We start from the raw sequence: 14,133 nt of genomic DNA, 5'->3' as shown, positions 1-14,133 counted from the left end.
TTTAAAGCTATAAATAAATTCATGTTATATATCTCACTCCGCCAATACGAATACGTCTGCGCCATTGGCCGGTATGGCAGCCTGTCTACCGCGGCTCAGCACCTAAACGTTTCGCAACCCGCCTTGTCCACTGCGCTGACCCGGATCGAAGAGCATCTGGGCCATCCATTGTTTTCGCGCAGGCGCGGTTCGGCGATGGCCGTGACACCGCAGGGACGCCAGTTCATCGAACAGGCAGAGCTATTGTTGGCCAGTGCCGCACAACTGGAAAACTCGGATCGCCCCCATCTGGGCACGGAAAGGCTGCAACTGGGATGTTTCGTCGATCTTGCTCCGTTTCTTTTGGCACCCGCCCTGCATCAGTTGCGCAAGGTGATACCGAATGTGACCGTCAGCTATCGCGCCGACAGGTTCGAAGCACTGCTGACGGCGCTCATCAAAGGGCAGATCGACCTTGCGATCACATATGACCTGGGAATGGACGCAGGGTTCACGCGTCGTCCCCTGTTCGATAGCAGGCCAAATGCAATCATGTCGCCCGACCACCCCCTGTCTCACGCCGGTCAGGTTTCACTGGCGGACCTGACCGAATTCCCGCTAATCCTGTCCGAAGAGGGCCTGTCTGCACAGCATATCCTTGGTCTGTTTCGGCGCAGCGGGCTGACCCCGCAGGTGAATCACCGCGCCGCGTCGCTTGAAATTCTCCGAAGTCTTGCGGCGCATAACGAAGGTGTCGGTCTCAGCTACGCCGACCCGCCCGCCAGACGCAGTTATGACGGCAAGCCGATTGTCAGCCTGCCGGTTTCCGACCCTGAGACGTCCGAGGCAGTGGTACTGGCCCGGCACGGAACCGGCCCCGTGACAGCAGAGATCGCAACAGCCGAAGCCGCATTGATCCGGATTTTCAAAGCAGAATGATTATGGCTTGCGGCGCAGGCGGATCACAACATCGACCGATGCGATCTCGACACCGTCAGGTGCGTCTGGCAGACGCTGAATGACCAGCTGCTCCGAGGGCGCATCACTCAGACGGCCTTCGTCTTCCCAGAAGAAATGCGGATGGTCATGTGTATTGGTGTCGAAGTAGCTCTTCGATCCGTCCACCGTGATCTCCTGCAGAACACCGGCCTCGCAGAACGCCCGCAGCGTATTATAGACCGTGGCCAGCGATACGGCGGCGCCGGTTTTCTTCGCTGCTTCAAACAGGCTTTCCGCTGTAACATGGCGATGCCGTCCGTCGCCCACCAGCAACTCGGCCAGGGCCACACGCTGGCGCGTTGGCCGCAGCCCGGCATCAGCCAGCCAGTTGGTTGCGATTATTTGGCTTTGCGGTGTCATTGATCCGATACCCGTACTTGCTAACGCTATATAAGGGCTGTGGAACCGGAATTTCAAATGAAATTCATTCGCAAGAATGCCGTGTCTGCAGAAGGATGTGGCGTACCCGCTCTTGCAGGACCTTGCAAACGGGTGTTAGACGAGGCCAGATAAGACGAACAGACCCTGGCAGAAGAGGCGGCAGAATGGCCCAATTCCCAAGCAGTTTTGACAAGGACGATCTGCTGAAATGCGCCCGAGGCGAGCTATTCGGCCCCGGTAACGCGCAATTGCCTGCTCCGCCGATGCTGATGATGGACCGGATCACCGAAGTTTCTGCGGATGGCGGTGCGCATGGCAAGGGTCACATTCTGGCTGAATTCGACATCACTCCCGATCTTTGGTTCTTTGATTGCCACTTCCCCGGCAACCCAATCATGCCTGGCTGTCTGGGGCTGGATGGCCTTTGGCAACTGACCGGATTCAATCTGGGCTGGCGCGGCTGGCAGGGGCGTGGAATGGCCGTGGGCGTTGGCGAAGTCAGGCTGACCGGCATGGTGCGCCCCGACCGCAAGATGTTGACTTACAAGGTTGACTTCAAAAAGGCTATTCAGACGCGCCGCCTGACCATGGGTGTGGCGGATGGTATCGTCGAGGCTGACGGCGAAATGATTTACGACGTAAAGGACATGAGAGTCGTTCTTTCAGAAGCCTGAGCCTGACCGGCCCGAAATAAGGAGCACGCACATGCGTCGAGTAGTTGTCACCGGCCTGGGGGTTGTATCCTCCATCGGGAACAATGCCGAAGAGGTTCTGGCCTCTTTGAAAGCTGGCAAATCCGGCATCGAGACCAACGAACAAATGGTCGAGCATGGCTTTCGCAGCCAGATTGCAGGCCCTTTGCGCATCGACGTCTCGGAACACGTGGACAAGCGCACGCTGCGGTTCATGGGACCGGGCGCGGCCTATGCCCATATTGCCATGCGGCAGGCGATCGAAGATGCCGGGCTGACCGAAGATCAGGTGGTTAACCCGCGCACCGGTCTGGTCGCAGGGTCCGGTGGCCCGTCGACCAGTGCGATGCTGACAGCCCATCAAACCGTCCTCAAGACCGGCGCCACCAAGCGGATCGGGCCGTTTGCGGTGCCGAAATGCATGTGCTCGACCATCTCGGCCAACCTGGCGACAGCGTTCAAAATCAAGGGCATCAACTATTCGATCACCTCGGCCTGCTCGACCTCTCTGCACTGCATCGGCAACGCGGCCGAACAGATCATGATGGGCAAACAGGACGTCATGTTCGCCGGCGGCGGCGAAGAACTGGACTGGACCCTGTCCTGCCTGTTCGACGCAATGGGCGCAATGTCATCGAAATACAATGACGCACCGGAAAAAGCCTCGCGCGCGTTCGATCAGGATCGCGACGGATTCGTGATCTCGGGCGGCGGCGGCATGGTCGTGCTGGAAGATCTGGAACACGCGCTGGCGCGCGGCGCAAAAATCTACGCGGAAGTCACAGGCTTTGCCGCAACCTCGGACGGGCACGACATGGTTGCTCCGTCGGGTGAAGGCGGCGAACGGGCAATGCGACTGGCCCTGGCCACCGTGCCCGAAGATCGCAAGGTGTCTTATATAAACGCACACGGCACTTCGACACCGGTCGGCGACGTGGGCGAGGTTGAGGCGGTGCGTCGCATTTTCGGCCAGGGCAACGTACCACCTATTTCTTCCACGAAATCAATGACCGGGCACGCGCAAGGCGCGGCCGGGGCTCTGGAAGCCATATTCTGTCTGCTTATGTTGGACAACGATTTCATCACCCCTTCCATTAACGTCGACACACTTGCCGAAGGCATTGAGCCGGGTGAAATCGCAACCAAAGTCATTGAAAACGCGGGACTGGACAGTGTCATGACCAATAGCTTCGGCTTTGGCGGCACAAATGGTTCCATGGTCCTTTCCAAGTTTCACGGGTGATAAGAATGTCAGAAGTACTCAAAGGCAAGCGCGGCCTGATCATGGGTGTCGCCAATGACCGTTCCATCGCATGGGGTATCGCCAAGGCCATGCACGAGGCGGGCGCAGAACTGGCATTCACCTATCAGGGTGAGGCATTTGGCAAACGGTTGGAACCGCTGGCGCAAAGCGTCGGAAGCGATTTCATGGTGGACGCGGATGTTACGGATGATGCGTCTCTGGACCGCGCGTTCGAAGAACTTGCCGCCCGGTGGCCGACCATCGACTTTGTAGTTCACGCCATCGCCTATTCGGACAAGTCCGAACTGGCCGGTCGGTTCCTGAACACCACCCGCGCAAATTTCAAACATTCGATGGATGTCTCAGCCTATTCCTTCATCGAGGTCGCGCGCCGCGCCTACCCGATGATGGCAGAGAATGGCGGCACGCTGCTGACTCTGACCTATCAGGGGTCCAACCGGGTCGTTCCGAATTACAATGTGATGGGTGTTGCCAAGGCGGCGCTGGAATCCGCGACACGCTATCTGGCCAACGATCTTGGCCCGGACGGCATTCGCGTAAACGCCATCTCGCCCGGTCCGATGAAAACTCTGGCCGGTGCCGCGATCGGCGGGGCGCGCAGGACCTACAAGTTCTGCGACCAGAATGCACCCATGCGTTCGAACGCCACGCTGGAAGCCGTTGGCGGAACCGCTGTGTATCTGACATCCGATGCGGGCGCCTGCACCTCGGGCGAGATAATCCGCGTCGATGGCGGCTTTCACGTACTGGGCATGCCGCAACCGGAATCCATGTGACTCTATCTTTCCCTGCCCCCGCCAAGATTTGACCATCTTTGGCAGGCAGGGATTGCCACATGAGTAAAGTCGATCTGATCCTTGAAAACTCCGCCCACCGCGGGCAGCCCCGCCGAAAATCAGGGCTGCTCAACAATCGGGCGCGTGTGATGCTGCTGACGCTGACCACACTGCTGGTCGCTTTCGTCTTCCTCACCCAGCCGCAGGTGCGCGACGCCGTCACGTCACTTCTTCCCTAAACGCAGGGTGAATTCCCTGCGTCCGGGAATGCAGGTTCAGGCGATCGAAACAACCTCGATATCAAAAATCAGGTCCTGTCCGGCCAGCGGGTGATTGCCGTCCAGTGTGACCGTTGCCTCGTCGACTGCGACCACTGTGACCGGCAACGCCTGTCCATCAGGCGTCTGCATCTGCAGTTGCGTACCGATGTCCAGCGGGATGTCATCGGGAATGCCTTCGCGCGGGATGGCCTGCCGCATGGCCGGATTGATCGGCCCATAGGCATCGACACAGGCGATCTCGACCCGCTTTTTCTCGCCCGTTGTCATTCCGGGCATGGCGGAATCCAGTCCGGGAATGATCTGCCCCGACCCCACGACAAACTCCAGCGGTTCGCGGCCTTCGGAACTGTCAAAAACATTTCCGTCCAGCAATGTGCCTGTGTAGTGAATGCGAACCGTGTCGCCTTGTTTGATTTCACTCATCTTGGGTCTCCGGTCCTTTGTCTGGGCATGAACGCCCCACCCTAGGGCCTGTCACGCCAATGTAAACCCGCCCCCCTTTCACACAGATTTCTCCTGTGCCAACCTGCGCCCGATCAGGGGAGGATCAGATGCCAATCACAACTTGCATATTCGACGCCTACGGCACGCTGTTCGACGTGGCTGCCGCTGCCCGCCAGGCCGCTGCGGAACCGGGATTTGACGCGCTGAAGGACAAATGGCCCGAGCTTGCAAATCACTGGCGCCTCAAACAGTTGCAATACTCATGGCTCAGGGCTGTCGCAGATGCACATACCGATTTCTGGGACGTGACACAGGATGGGCTGGACTGGGCACTGGAAGCCACAGGGCTGGATGGCGATGCCACGCTGCGCCAGCGTCTGTTGGACCTTTACTGGGAACTTCAGGCCTATCGCGAGGTTCCGGACATGCTTGCAGCCCTGAAAGCGTCCGGCAAACAGACGGCGATACTGTCGAACGGTTCTCCGCCGATGCTGGATGGCGCGGTGCAGTCGGCGGGTATCGGGGGGGTATTGGACGACGTGCTGTCGGTCGAAAGCGTCGGCGTATTCAAACCACATGCCCGTGTCTATGATCTGGTTCAGAACCGGTTCGGCTGTGCCCGTGACGAAGTGTTGTTCGTCAGCTCCAACGGCTGGGATGCGGCCGGGGCCAGCGGCTATGGCTTTGTCACCGCCTGGGTCAACCGGTCGGGAGAGCCGATGGATCGGTTGCCGTGGAAACCCGATCACGTCTTGTCGGACCTGACCTCGATCCCGCAACTGGCAGGCGCCTGATGGGCTTTTTCACCTCGTCCGATGGCAAACGCCTGTATTTTGAAGACGCAGGAACTGGCCAGCCTTTGCTGTGCCTGTCGGGTTTGACCCGAAACAGCAAGGATTTTTCCTTTCTCGCGCCACATGTGACCGACCTGCGCATGATCGCGATGGACTATCGTGGTCGCGGCAGGTCGGGTTTCGACCCCGATTTCATGAACTACAACATCGCGCGCGAAGCGCATGACGTGATCGAACTGCTGGACCATCTGGGGCTGGGCAAGGTCACCATTCTGGGCACCTCGCGGGGCGGGTTGATCGCGATGGCACTGGCCGCCAGCAATCCCGAACGTTTGTCTGGCGTGATTCTGAATGACGTAGGACCTGTCATTGAACCCGCCGGGATTGCACGGATCATGGATTTCGTTGGCAACAAGCCGGCGTCAAAAACGCTGGACCAGTCCGCCGTAGCCCTGCAAAGCGCCATGGAGCAACAATTCCCCGGTGTTTCGCTTAAGACATGGCGCAGACAGGCAGAGTATCAGTATTCCGAAACACCCGATGGTTTGGACCTGCGGTATGACCCGGCCTTGCGAACCGCGCTGATCGAGCAGGCCACAACCGGTCCGACACCTGATCTGTGGGCCCTTTTCGACGCGCTGGCATTAATCCCCACCGGTGTCATACGCGGCGCGAATTCAGATGTTCTGGGCACCAGAACAGTCAGTGAGATGAAAAGCCGAAAACCCGATCTGATAACGGCCGAGGTCCCTGACCGGGGCCATGTGCCGTTTCTGGACGAACCTCAGTCCCTGGACGTTATTCGAAGGATAGTGAAAACCGCATGAGCACCTTGGAAATGATCGAATCCGCAGCCGCGCGGCTGGACGGCCACGTCAGACGTACGCCCATTCTGAATTCGCCCTTTCTGGACGAAATCGCGGGCCGTCGGGTGCTGGTGAAACCCGAATGCCTGCAACATACCGGCAGCTTCAAATTTCGCGGGGCATGGTCTGCAATTTCTGCTCTGGAAGAGGAAACGCGTCAGCGGGGTGTGATCGCCTATTCCTCGGGCAATCACGCGCAAGGCGTCGCGCTGGCGGCCTCAAGGCACGGGGTTACCTCGGTGATCGTCATGCCGTCTGACGCCCCGCAGTTGAAGATCGACAACACCCGAGCACTGGGGGCCGAAGTTGTTCTGTATGATCGGTCCAGCGAGTCCCGCGAAGAGATAGGTCAGGCTTTGGCATCCGAACGCGGACTGACCCTGATCCGCCCCTATGACGAACCACAGGTGATCGCCGGGCAAGGTACAACCGGACTGGAGATCGCACAGCAAACTGCCGAAATGGGCGTGGGCAACGCTGATGTTCTGGTGTGCTGCGGTGGTGGCGGCCTGTCCTCGGGCATCGCGCTGGCCCTTGAAGCGCACGCGTCGGACATGCGCGTCCGCCCGTGCGAACCGCTGGGGTTCGATGACGTCAAACGCTCGTTGGCGGCGGGGCGCATCCTGAACAACGACGCAACTTCGGGCAATATCTGCGACGCCATCCTGACTCCGCAACCCGGCGACATCACCTTTCCGATCCTCCACCGCCTGTGCGGACCGGGCCTGAGCGTCACCGAGGACGAAGCCCTGCGCGCCATGGCCCTTGCCTTTCTGCGGCTGAAAATCGTGCTGGAACCGGGTGGGGCGGTTTCTCTGGCCTCGGCCCTGTTCCGACCAGATGAAATCGAAAGCGACACGGTGATCGTGGTTGCATCGGGTGGCAACGTGGACGCTCAAATTTTCCAAAAAGCGCTGGAATTCCTTACGTGATCTGAGAATTGGACCGGCGTAAGCTGCTGCCGTATACCAATACCAAACACTCAACACATCTCAGTTCCGGAACTGCAAAATGACAAGGCTCAAGCGATGAAGATCGCCAATCTCGGGGATGTAAATCTGCACTACCGGATCGACGGGGACCCGGACGGCGCGCCGATCGTATTCGCAAATTCGCTGGGAACCGATCTGCGCCTGTGGGACGATCTGCTACCCCTTTTGCCCAAGGGGCTGCGGATCATCCGGTATGACAAGCGCGGACACGGCCTGTCGTCGCAACCTCCGGCGCCCTATTCCATGGGCGCCCTTGTCCGCGATGCCGAGGCCTTGCTTGATCATCTTGCCGTCCGCGACTGCGTATTTGTCGGCCTGTCCATCGGCGGGATGATCGCGCAGGGGCTGGCGGTCAAACGGCTGGACCAGATTCGTGCGCTGGTGCTGTCAAACACGGCGGCCAAGATCGGAACCGCCAACATGTGGCAGGACCGAATCGAGGCGGTACGTGCGGGCGGTATTGAGGCCCTCGCCGACCCGATCATGGAGCGTTGGTTCTCGAAACCCTTCAGGAACGGACCGGAACTTGAGCTTTGGCGCAACATGCTGGTGCGGCAACCGGACGAAGGGTATGTCGGCTGCTCTGCCGCCATATCGGGCACCGATTTCTACACCCCGACCAGCGGATTGCGCCTGCCGACGCTGGGCATCGCCGGGACCGAAGACAAATCGACCCCACCGGATCTGGTCCGCGAAACCGTCGATCTGATCCCCGGCTCACGATTCGAACTAATCCGCAAGGCCGGGCACCTGCCTTGCGTCGAACGCCCCGAAGAATACGCGGAATTTCTGCGGCAGTTCCTGCATGAGATTGGCCATATCTGAGGGAGACAGGGTTGGCGGAATTTCTTCTGATACATGGGTCCTGCCACGGCGCATGGTGCTGGCGTGACCTGATCCCAGAACTGACCGCATTGGGCCATTCGGCCCATGCAATCGACTTGCCCAGTCACGGCTCGGACCCGACCCCGATCCCGGACGTGACCATGGAGAACAGCCGCGATGCCATTCTTGCGGCCTCCACACCCGAAACCATCATCGTGGCCCATTCTTGGGGCGGATACCCCGCAAGCGCCGCTGCCGAGGTCGATCCCGATGCCATGCGTGGCCTGATATACCTGTGCGCCTACGTCCCTAAACCGGATACGTCGATGGTCGAAATGCGCAGGCAGGCGCCGCGCCAACCGATCCTTGATGCCGTCATAAAATCGGCGGACGGGCTGTCCTATATGGCACGCCCCGACAAGATAAAGGCGCTGTTCTATCACGACTGCCCGAAGGAAACCGTGTCCTACGCCCTGCCCCGGCTGTGCCCGCAAGCTATCCGACCGCAGGAAACCCCTCTGACGTTGACAGATCGGTTCGCCGGTGTTCCCAAAGCCTATGTCCGAACGCTGGACGACAGATGCGTTCCCACCGAATATCAGCAGGAAATGAGCCGAATTGCCCCCGAAGACATGCGCCAAGAAATCTTCAGCGCGCATTCCCCGTTTTTCTCACATCCCAAGGATCTGGCTCAGGTCCTGAACCGAATCGCGGAGGGTATCTGATGGCCGGTTCCGTCTTTGACAGCGCCCTGTTTGCGCGTCTTTTCCCAACTGGTGAAGTGGGCCGCCTTTTTACCGACAGCGCCGAGTTGCGCGCCATGCTTCTGGTCGAAGGGATGCTGGCCAAGGTTCAGGGCGATCTGGGCGTTATCCCCGAACTCAGCGCTCAGGCCATTACCCGCGCGGCAATGGAGGTACAGCTTGATCCCGGTGCACTGGCCGAGGCGACCGGCCAGAACGGCGTAAGCGTTCCCGCACTTGTCGCCGCTTTTCGTTCCGAAATGCAGGCACCTGAACACGCAGCTTTTGTACATTGGGGTGCTACCTCTCAGGACATCATCGACACCGGGCTGATGCTTCGGCTGCGGCAGGCGCTGGGGCTGATCGAGGCTGATCTCAAAACCGTACTGCGCCGACTGGCGCAACTGGCCGACGCACACGCGACCCTGCCAATGCCCGCGCGCACCTATGGGCAGCATGCCACCCCGACCAGTTTCGGCGCGGTTGTCGCAAGCTGGGGCGCACCGCTGTTGGCCTTACTGGACGAACTGCCTGAGTTACGCCGCGCATGTCTGCTGGTCTCGCTGTCCGGCGCGGCAGGCACCAGCAATGCGCTGGGACCAAAAGCCACGGACATGCGCAAGGCACTGGCCGATCTGCTCAACCTTCAAGACCCCGGGCGCAGTTGGCACACGGACCGCTCACCGGTTCTGCGCATTTGCGACTGGCTGACCCGGGCCGTTCTGGCCCTTGGCAAATTTGGCGAGGACGCGACCGAGCTTGCGCAAACCGGCATCGCCGAGATTTCCGTCAGCGGCGGCGCATCCTCGACCATGCCGCAAAAGCAGAACCCGGTATCGGCCTCGGTGCTTGTAGCACTGGCACAGCAGCAAACCGGCCTGATGAACACCCTGCACAACGCTTCCCTGCACCGCCATCAACGCGATGGGGCCGCATGGTTCAGCGAATGGATGTGCCTGCCCCAGATCGTTCTGGGCGCTGCAGCATCGGTGCAAACCGCACTGTCATTGAGTTCAGGCATCACTCCGAACGCAGATGCCATGCAGGCGTCGCTGGACCAAAGCAAGGGCATGATCCACGCCGAAGCGCTGAGCTTTGCGCTGGCCGATCACATGCCCCGCCCCGACGCGCAGGCCGCCACCAAGGCCCTATGCCGCGAAGCGACCGAGACCGGCACGCCGCTCAGCGATATTGTCGCACGTCAATGGCCGCAACTGGATATCGGCCGGATATTCGACGCCGCCCAGCAACTTGGCCTCGCCCCGGATGAGGCCCGGCAGTTTGCGGCACAAGTGACGGAACGTCTGCGCGACTGATCCCGGCAGAGTTCTTTCCCACCGGGGCAAGCGTCGCTAGGGTCAGCCCGACCGAATTGGGGACGGGCTTTCATGCGGCTGCCGTATTTCTTTGTGCTGAGCACGGTGATGATCGATGCAATGGGCATAGGTCTGATCATGCCCATCATGCCGGACCTCATCGTTGAGGTTCAGGGCGGCACACTGGCCGATGCCGCGATCTGGGGCGGTGTGCTCAGCACTGCCTTTGCAGCGATGCAGTTCCTGTTTGGCCCTGTTCTGGGCAGTCTGTCCGACGCCTATGGCCGCCGTCCGGTCCTGCTGGTTTCGCTGTTCGTCATGGCGCTGGATTATATCGTCATGGCCATTGCGGGCAGTATCTGGCTGTTGCTGGTGGGGCGCATCATCGGCGGCATCACGGCCGCAACCCATTCCACCGCCGCCGCATTCATGGCCGACATTTCCAAACCCCATGAAAAGGCCGCCAAATTCGGCATGCTGGGCGCGGCCTTCGGCGTAGGCTTTGTTCTGGGCCCGACGATGGGCGGCCTGCTGGGCGAATACGGCACCCGCGCCCCGTTCTGGGCCGCCGCCGGGCTGGCTGGGCTGAACTTTCTGATCGGCATGTTCGTGATGACCGAAACCGTAACCGACGCCAACCGGCGCGCCTTTCACTGGCGGCGCGCCAACCTGTTTGGCGCAATCCGGGCGATTGCATCGCTTCCCGGCATAAAGCCCCTGCTCTGGGTCTATTTCCTCTATTCTGTCTCGATATATGTCTATCCCGCGATCTGGGCCTATTTCACGCAGGAGCGCTTCGGCTGGTCCCCGCAGATCATCGGCCTGTCGCTGGGCATCTACGGGATCGGCATGGCCATGGTACAGGGCGGGCTGATCCGACCCGCCACCCGCCATCTGGGCGAGCGTGGAACCGTGATATACGGACAGATATTCGATATCGTCGGCTTTGGCATACTTGCGTTTCTGACAAACGGCTTCATTGCCCTGATGATGATTCCAGTCACGGCTTTGGGCGCGGTCGTCACCCCGGCCCTGCAGGCGATGATGTCGAAATCCGTGCCCGATTCGCAGCAAGGTGAGTTACAGGGCGTACTTGCGGCCCTCCACGCGCTTTCGATGGTCATCTCGCCCCTTTTCATGACGGCAGTCTTCGCCCAGTTCATCCGCGAAGACGCGCCAATCTATCTGCCCGGCGCACCGTTCCTGCTCGCACTGGTATTGATGCTGGTCGGTTGCGTGATTTTTGTGCGCGCCCGGCCCGTCGTGGCGTAACAACGACACGTCCATGACGGTTTCCACCTTGCAGACCGCTCAACCACGCGCCACCGTGGCCTTTGAGCCAATGGGGGGAGAGCCATGCAAACCATCAAAGCAGCCGTCTGCAGGGAGTTCGGAAAACCCCTGACCATCGAAGAGGTTCAACTCGCCCCACCTAGTATGGGCGAGGTCGAGGTCACGCTGGACGCCGTTGCCATCTGCCATTCCGACATCACCTATGCCAGCGGCGCATGGGGCGGCTTTCTGCCCTCGGTCTACGGGCACGAGGCCGCCGGGATCGTCACGGCCGTTGGTGAATCCGCCGGTGGCTTTGAACCGGGTGACTCGGTCGTGGTCACCCTGATCCGCGCCTGCGGATCATGCCCGTCCTGCGCCGGTGGCAAACCAACCATCTGCGAAACGCCCTATGACACGGTGAAAGGCCCACTGCGGACCGGCGATGGTGGCCCGCTGGAACAGGCGATGGCATGTGGCGCATTTGCGGAAAAGGTCGTCGTGAACCACCGGCAAATCGTGAAGATCCCGCCTACGATGGACAAGGATGTGGCCAGCCTGCTGTCCTGCGGTGTGATCACCGGCGTCGGTGCCGCCGTGAACGCCGCTAATCTGCGCCCCGGACAAGATGTGGTCGTGATTGGTGCGGGTGGCGTTGGCCTCAACGCCATTCAGGGCGCGCGCATCGCCGGGGCCCGCCGCATCGTCGCCGTTGACATGACCGAGGACAAGCTGGAGATCGCAAAAGAATTCGGCGCGACCCACGGTGTTCTGGCAACGCTGAAAGAACCGTGGCGAGCCGCATTCAAGGCATTGGGCGGGCGTGGGGCGGATGCCGTCCTGATTACCGTCGGCGCCATCCCGGCCTATGATCAGGCACCCCGCTATCTGGGGCGCGGCGGCAAGGCCATCATGATCGGCATGCCGCATTCGGGAGCAACGGCCAGCTATGAACCGGTGATCCTTGCCGCCATCGGTCAGGGGCTGATCGGTTCCAAGATGGGTGACGTGGTCATTCAGCGCGATATTCCGTGGATGATCGACCTGTACCAACAAGGCCGCCTGAAACTGGATGAGCTGATCTCGGGTCGCTGGACGTTGGACCAGATCAATGAGGCCATCGAAGACACCAAAACCGGCAGCGCCAAGCGTAACGTCATCATCTTCGACCGGGAAACCGCAGCGGGCTGATACCGCCGCAGAAAGGACGCCCGATGAAACTGCAGGACCTCGATATCATCGTCACCGCTCCGCCCCCGCCTGGCTGGGGCGGGCGGTATTGGATACTGGTCAAGGTCACCACGGATACAGGCATAACAGGCTGGGGCGAATGCTATGCCTCATCCGTGGGACCCGAAGCGATGAAGCATGTCATCCGCGACGTGTTCGAACGGCATATGGCCGGAGAGAACCCCGAAAACATCGAACTAATGTTCCGCCGCGCTTATTCCAGTGGCTTCACGCAGCGCCCCGATCTGACGGTTATGGGCGCGTTTTCGGGGCTTGAAATCGCCTGCTGGGATATTCTGGGCAAGGATCGCGACCGGCCCGTTCATGCCCTGATCGGCGGGCGGATGAATGAACGTATACGCGCCTACACGTACCTTTACCCCCTGCCGCAGCATAATCTGACCGATTTCTGGACGTCACCGGAACAGGCCGCAGATTGCGCCGCCGAGATGGTGCGGCGTGGCTATACCGCCGTGAAATTCGACCCGGCGGGGCCTTACACACTGCGCGGTGGGCATATGCCTGCAATGTCCGACATCTCGATGTCCGTGGCCTTTTGCAAAGCCATCCGCGAGGCTGTCGGTGACAAGGCTGATCTGCTGTTCGGCACCCATGGTCAGTTCAACACCGCCGGCGCCATCCGGCTGGGTCAGGCGTTGGAGCCCTATTCTCCGCTGTGGTTCGAGGAACCGACCCCACCCGACATGATCGACGACATGGCGCGCGTGGCCCGTAACGTGCGCATCCCCGTCGCAACCGGCGAGCGCATGACCACCAAGGCCGAATTCGGCGCCGTTCTGCGCGCCGGCGCCGCCGAGATTCTTCAGCCCGCATTGGGTCGCGCCGGTGGTATCTGGGAGATGAAAAAGGTCGCCGCCATGGCCGAGGTCTTCAACGCCCAGATGGCCCCGCATCTTTATGCCGGACCGGTGGAATGGGCGGCCAACATCCACCTGGCGGCCTCGATCCCGAATATTCTGCTGCTGGAAACCATCGAAACGCCCTTCCACGATCAACTGATCAAAGGCTCGATCCGGATCGAAGACGGTTTTGTCACGCCTCCGACCGCGCCGGGACTGGGGATCGAAGTTGACGAAGATCTGGCCCGCGCGCACCCCTACACCGGCGACGGTTTGCACCTGCAAATGCAGGAAGACCCCTGTGATTACGTACACGGGAACGCATTTCAGGGGGGCGCTCCTGCAACCGAGGGGTGACAAGACAGCTTGGGTTGGGGCATATTGCTCCAACTTTTAGCTACTAAACGAGCAGATTGTGA

Annotated in this window: 16 protein-coding genes; 14 read left to right on the top strand and 2 right to left on the bottom strand. The window is 60.4% G+C overall.

Translation table 11 applies throughout. The features are described 5' to 3' along the window. The first annotated feature begins 21 nt into the window (after positions 1 to 21). Entirely contained in the window at positions 22 to 918 is an 897-nt protein-coding gene (locus ACR0NA_RS14200) for a LysR family transcriptional regulator (protein WP_480729835.1), read from the top strand. Here ACR0NA_RS14200 and irrA read toward each other — a convergent pair whose 3' ends face one another. Next, positions 919 to 1,338, bottom strand: a complete 420-nt coding sequence (gene irrA / locus ACR0NA_RS14195; RefSeq protein ID WP_480451864.1) for an iron response transcriptional regulator IrrA — start codon at positions 1,336 to 1,338, stop codon at positions 919 to 921. Between the two features lie 185 nt (positions 1,339 to 1,523). Between irrA and fabA the strand changes: the two genes are divergently transcribed. Genes fabA through ACR0NA_RS14175 form a run of 4 tightly spaced genes read left to right on the top strand, consistent with a single transcriptional unit; the run spans position 1,524 to position 4,330 of the window. Beyond that, a complete protein-coding gene (gene fabA, locus ACR0NA_RS14190; RefSeq protein WP_170654189.1) occupies positions 1,524 to 2,033 on the top strand; it encodes a bifunctional 3-hydroxydecanoyl-ACP dehydratase/trans-2-decenoyl-ACP isomerase in 510 nt (169 codons plus the stop codon). Between the two features lie 31 nt (positions 2,034 to 2,064). Then, positions 2,065 to 3,294: a beta-ketoacyl-ACP synthase I gene (gene fabB, locus ACR0NA_RS14185; protein WP_480729832.1), complete on the top strand. Its 1,230-nt coding sequence runs from the start codon at positions 2,065 to 2,067 to the stop codon at positions 3,292 to 3,294. Positions 3,295 to 3,299: 5 nt separating this feature from the next. Continuing rightward, the gene (locus ACR0NA_RS14180; protein WP_170654193.1) at positions 3,300 to 4,091 is read left to right on the top strand and encodes an enoyl-ACP reductase FabI; all 792 of its coding nucleotides are present in this window, start codon (positions 3,300 to 3,302) and stop codon (positions 4,089 to 4,091) included. Positions 4,092 to 4,150: 59 nt separating this feature from the next. Then, positions 4,151 to 4,330, top strand: coding sequence for a hypothetical protein (locus tag ACR0NA_RS14175; RefSeq protein ID WP_170654195.1), 180 nt, complete (start codon positions 4,151 to 4,153; stop codon positions 4,328 to 4,330). A 36-nt stretch (positions 4,331 to 4,366) separates the two neighbouring features. Here the strand turns inward: ACR0NA_RS14175 and ACR0NA_RS14170 are convergent, their stop codons facing one another. Then, complete coding sequence (locus ACR0NA_RS14170) at positions 4,367 to 4,795, bottom strand: FKBP-type peptidyl-prolyl cis-trans isomerase (protein WP_480729829.1); 429 nt, start codon at positions 4,793 to 4,795, stop codon at positions 4,367 to 4,369. A gap of 128 nt (positions 4,796 to 4,923) precedes the next feature. Between ACR0NA_RS14170 and ACR0NA_RS14165 the strand changes: the two genes are divergently transcribed. From ACR0NA_RS14165 to ACR0NA_RS14125, 9 genes are all read left to right on the top strand, one after another. After that, on the top strand, positions 4,924 to 5,610 hold the full coding sequence (locus tag ACR0NA_RS14165) for a haloacid dehalogenase type II (RefSeq protein ID WP_480729826.1): 687 nt from the start codon (positions 4,924 to 4,926) through the stop codon (positions 5,608 to 5,610). After that, positions 5,610 to 6,437 carry an alpha/beta fold hydrolase gene (locus tag ACR0NA_RS14160; protein ID WP_480730050.1) on the top strand — a complete coding sequence of 276 codons (828 nt, stop codon included), beginning with the start codon at positions 5,610 to 5,612 and terminating at the stop codon, positions 6,435 to 6,437. Before ACR0NA_RS14165 ends, ACR0NA_RS14160 begins: the two co-directional genes overlap by 1 nt. Further along, positions 6,434 to 7,408 carry a threonine ammonia-lyase gene (locus tag ACR0NA_RS14155; RefSeq protein WP_480729824.1) on the top strand — a complete coding sequence of 325 codons (975 nt, stop codon included), beginning with the start codon at positions 6,434 to 6,436 and terminating at the stop codon, positions 7,406 to 7,408. The genes ACR0NA_RS14160 and ACR0NA_RS14155 overlap by 4 nt, the downstream gene beginning before the upstream one ends. 96 nt (positions 7,409 to 7,504) lie before the next feature. Next, positions 7,505 to 8,293: a 3-oxoadipate enol-lactonase gene (gene pcaD, locus ACR0NA_RS14150; RefSeq protein ID WP_480729822.1), complete on the top strand. Its 789-nt coding sequence runs from the start codon at positions 7,505 to 7,507 to the stop codon at positions 8,291 to 8,293. A gap of 11 nt (positions 8,294 to 8,304) precedes the next feature. Continuing rightward, positions 8,305 to 9,018, top strand: a complete 714-nt coding sequence (locus ACR0NA_RS14145) for an alpha/beta fold hydrolase (protein ID WP_480729820.1) — start codon at positions 8,305 to 8,307, stop codon at positions 9,016 to 9,018. Next, positions 9,018 to 10,352, top strand: a complete 1,335-nt coding sequence (locus tag ACR0NA_RS14140) for a class-II fumarase/aspartase family protein (protein ID WP_480729818.1) — start codon at positions 9,018 to 9,020, stop codon at positions 10,350 to 10,352. Before ACR0NA_RS14145 ends, ACR0NA_RS14140 begins: the two co-directional genes overlap by 1 nt. A 72-nt stretch (positions 10,353 to 10,424) precedes the next feature. Continuing rightward, positions 10,425 to 11,624, top strand: coding sequence for a TCR/Tet family MFS transporter (locus tag ACR0NA_RS14135; RefSeq protein ID WP_480729815.1), 1,200 nt, complete (start codon positions 10,425 to 10,427; stop codon positions 11,622 to 11,624). 84 nt (positions 11,625 to 11,708) lie between these two features. After that, on the top strand, positions 11,709 to 12,815 hold the full coding sequence (locus ACR0NA_RS14130; protein WP_480729813.1) for a Zn-dependent alcohol dehydrogenase: 1,107 nt from the start codon (positions 11,709 to 11,711) through the stop codon (positions 12,813 to 12,815). A 23-nt stretch (positions 12,816 to 12,838) separates the two neighbouring features. Then, a complete protein-coding gene (locus ACR0NA_RS14125) occupies positions 12,839 to 14,071 on the top strand; it encodes a mandelate racemase/muconate lactonizing enzyme family protein (protein ID WP_480729811.1) in 1,233 nt (410 codons plus the stop codon). Positions 14,072 to 14,133: the final 62 nt, after the last annotated feature.

Source organism: Ruegeria sp. C11 (assembly GCF_056537725.1).
This window is presented reverse-complemented; position numbering and strand designations above follow the sequence as displayed.

Bases quoted from the DNA above. Each gene is read 5' to 3' on its own strand.
- ACR0NA_RS14200 (WP_480729835.1), top strand. From the start codon at position 22: ATGTTATATATCTCACTCCGCCAATACGAATACGTCTGCGCCATTGGC.
- irrA (WP_480451864.1), bottom strand. From the start codon at position 1,338: ATGACACCGCAAAGCCAAATAATCGCAACCAACTGGCTGGCTGATGCC.
- fabA (WP_170654189.1), top strand. From the start codon at position 1,524: ATGGCCCAATTCCCAAGCAGTTTTGACAAGGACGATCTGCTGAAATGC.
- fabB (WP_480729832.1), top strand. From the start codon at position 2,065: ATGCGTCGAGTAGTTGTCACCGGCCTGGGGGTTGTATCCTCCATCGGG.
- ACR0NA_RS14180 (WP_170654193.1), top strand. From the start codon at position 3,300: ATGTCAGAAGTACTCAAAGGCAAGCGCGGCCTGATCATGGGTGTCGCC.
- ACR0NA_RS14175 (WP_170654195.1), top strand. From the start codon at position 4,151: ATGAGTAAAGTCGATCTGATCCTTGAAAACTCCGCCCACCGCGGGCAG.
- ACR0NA_RS14170 (WP_480729829.1), bottom strand. From the start codon at position 4,795: ATGAGTGAAATCAAACAAGGCGACACGGTTCGCATTCACTACACAGGC.
- ACR0NA_RS14165 (WP_480729826.1), top strand. From the start codon at position 4,924: ATGCCAATCACAACTTGCATATTCGACGCCTACGGCACGCTGTTCGAC.
- ACR0NA_RS14160 (WP_480730050.1), top strand. From the start codon at position 5,610: ATGGGCTTTTTCACCTCGTCCGATGGCAAACGCCTGTATTTTGAAGAC.
- ACR0NA_RS14155 (WP_480729824.1), top strand. From the start codon at position 6,434: ATGAGCACCTTGGAAATGATCGAATCCGCAGCCGCGCGGCTGGACGGC.
- pcaD (WP_480729822.1), top strand. From the start codon at position 7,505: ATGAAGATCGCCAATCTCGGGGATGTAAATCTGCACTACCGGATCGAC.
- ACR0NA_RS14140 (WP_480729818.1), top strand. From the start codon at position 9,018: ATGGCCGGTTCCGTCTTTGACAGCGCCCTGTTTGCGCGTCTTTTCCCA.
- ACR0NA_RS14135 (WP_480729815.1), top strand. From the start codon at position 10,425: ATGCGGCTGCCGTATTTCTTTGTGCTGAGCACGGTGATGATCGATGCA.
- ACR0NA_RS14130 (WP_480729813.1), top strand. From the start codon at position 11,709: ATGCAAACCATCAAAGCAGCCGTCTGCAGGGAGTTCGGAAAACCCCTG.
- ACR0NA_RS14125 (WP_480729811.1), top strand. From the start codon at position 12,839: ATGAAACTGCAGGACCTCGATATCATCGTCACCGCTCCGCCCCCGCCT.